Source organism: Flavobacterium sp. P3_A6 (assembly GCF_056403035.1).
The window spans coordinates 1-1968 of sequence record NZ_JBFUGG010000050.1 but is presented as its reverse complement, the minus strand read 5'-3'; the positions used below and the strand labels follow the sequence as shown (position 1 = coordinate 1968).

Sequence of the window (1968 nt, the reverse complement as noted above, 5' to 3'; positions counted from 1 at the left end):
CAGCGTCAATTGCGGTGCAACTGTATACGGCGTAGAAGCCACACAGCCGAAACCGTCTTTTAAGTATAAGGTATAACTTCCAGGGGTTAAGCTGAATGTCGGGCTGGACTGGTAAGTTATACCGTCTTTGCTGTAGGTTAATGATCCTGTGCCTGATCCTGTAACGGTAACCGAAATTGGTGTTCCCGTATAGCACTGTGCCGCCGGAGCTGTGATCGATGGAACGCTTTCTGCTCCGATAGTAACTGTTTTCTTAACAAAACAGCCATTGGCGTCTTTTACATAAACATCGATACTGCTGGTTAAAACTGCCGTATCTACTGTAGTGCTGCTTCCGTATGCGGTGCTTGGAACTGTGGAAGGGCTTGCCGCATAAGCATACGTATAACCTGGCGATCCGCCTGTTATTGCTGTAATGGACAGCGTGGAAACTGTCGTTGTACAGTTGATTTTTGTTCCGGAAACGCTATAGGTAATTGCTGTTGCAGCTCCTACTGTTACCGCATTGGAGGTTCCGTTGCAGCCTGTTGTGCTGTCTGTAACTGTCAATGTATAGCTGTTTGCTCCTAAGCCTGTTACCGTTACTGTATTTCCAGATTTAGTAATTTGTGAGGCAGCAACCGCTGGTGACAATACATAAGTGTAATTTCCTGTACTGCTGGCTCCTGTTACTGTGAATACTGCCGTACCGTCTAGTGCGCCAAAACATTTTTCATCCGTTTTAACTCCTGAAACAGCAACTGCCGGTGCAGGGTCTATCGTTTTGGATTCCTGCTTAGTACAGCCGTTAGCATCTTTTACTTCAAATACATAATTACCGGCTGTAAGTCCTGTAAAGATACCGCTTGATGCGCCTGATGTATTTGTTACCGGTCCTGAAACTATCGTGTAGCTAACCGGAGCAACTCCGCCTGCTGTAGTCAGGGTAATGCTTGTTGCTGTCGTATTACACGTAATCGGCGTAAGGCCTGAGAAAGTAATCCCCGTAGGAGGATTTAATTTCTTAACGGTAATGTTTTGTGAAACTGTCACACAGCCGTTAGCGTCTTTTACCTGATAAGCGATTACCTGGTCTGATGTCCCGTTGTCATTTACTGTCTGAGTGTTAACTGATGTAAATCCGCCTCCGTTGAAACTGTAAGTATAAGGAGCCGTACCGTCATGTCCGGTAACTGTAACAACAGTAGACGTGCTGCAGGTTGTCGTAGCCGGAGCCACAGCCGTAGCAGATAATGCAACTGCAGGCTCGGTAATTACAACTGCAGTGGATGCAGATGTACAGCCCAGTGCGTCTGTAATTACGATATCATAAGTCCCTGCTGTAAGTCCTGTGGTCACAGCTGCTGCAGAAACTGCTGCGCCTCCTTTAGTTACGCTGTAAGTATACGGCGCTTTACCTGAAGTCGGTGTAATTGTGATGCTTCCCGTGTTATCATTTTTACATTTAACATCCACTTTGGTAGTGCTTAATGTTAAAACAGTCGCTTTTGCCGTAACAATTACATCTGTTGAAAAAGCCTGGCACGCTGGTGCAGCCGAGTCAGTCACTCTAAATCTATAGGTTCCTGCGATAGCCGTAACATAAGGGTTTGCCGTTGCTGTGTAAGTAGCTCCGCCATTGGATGAAACGGCATAAGTATAAGCGCCCGTACCGCCGTTGGCCGACAAATTAATAGTCGTGTCCGGAGTACAGGTAATGTCCACTGCTGGTGAAGCGGTCAGCGTCAATTGCGGTGCAACTGTATACGGCGTAGAAGCCACACAGCCGAAACCGTCTTTTAAGTATAAGGTATAACTTCCAGGGGTTAAGCTGAATGTCGGGCTGGACTGGTAAGTTATACCGTCTTTGCTGTAGGTTAATGATCCTGTGCCTGATCCTGTAACGGTAACCGAAATTGGTGTTCCCGTATAGCACTGTGCCGCCGGAGCTGTGATCGATGGAACGCTTTCTGCTCCGATAGTAACTGT

At 46.9% G+C, this 1968-nt stretch carries 1 protein-coding gene; it reads right to left on the bottom strand.

The annotated features are described in order from the left end of the window. A partial coding sequence (locus tag AC1DVP_RS21220; protein WP_477185460.1) for a SprB repeat-containing protein occupies positions 1-1968 on the bottom strand: 1968 nt, incomplete at both ends.